This window comes from Mesorhizobium sp. M8A.F.Ca.ET.208.01.1.1 (genome assembly GCF_004791315.1).
GTDB lineage: Bacteria > Pseudomonadota > Alphaproteobacteria > Rhizobiales > Rhizobiaceae > Mesorhizobium.
In genome coordinates this window covers 1-363 of the sequence record NZ_SRUT01000126.1, presented here as the reverse complement: position 1 = coordinate 363, position 363 = coordinate 1, and the positions used below count along the sequence as shown (strand labels likewise).

Annotated in this window: 1 protein-coding gene; it reads right to left on the bottom strand. The window is 60.1% G+C overall.

Annotated elements, in window-relative coordinates:
• Positions 1–363 (bottom strand): aldehyde dehydrogenase family protein (locus tag EN851_RS34570; RefSeq protein ID WP_135931070.1); only part of this gene is annotated, 363 nt, incomplete at both ends.

Below are 363 nucleotides of genomic sequence, written 5' to 3'. Positions count from 1 at the left end.
CTTTGCTTGACTCCTCCATAAGGGGCATCAGCGGAAACCCCTTTCAGGTAATTCACACTAACAGCGCCCGCAGAAAGACCGCTCACAAGCCTCTGTTGCGTATCGGCCGCGCCAGTGAACAAGTAGGCGGCCAGACCGTACTCCGTGGCGTTGGCTTCATCGATCGCCTCTTCGATCGTATCGAAAGGAGCCACGGTGAGGATCGGTCCGAACGGCTCTTCATGAAGCACTCTCGCTTGCTTCGGTACGCCCGTCAGGATGGTTGGCGGCCAGTAAAACCCCGGTCGGTCAAGGGGGATGCCACCGGTCTCGATGCGGGCGCCGCCTTCTACCGCATCCTTGGCCATGCAGCGCCTGACCAAG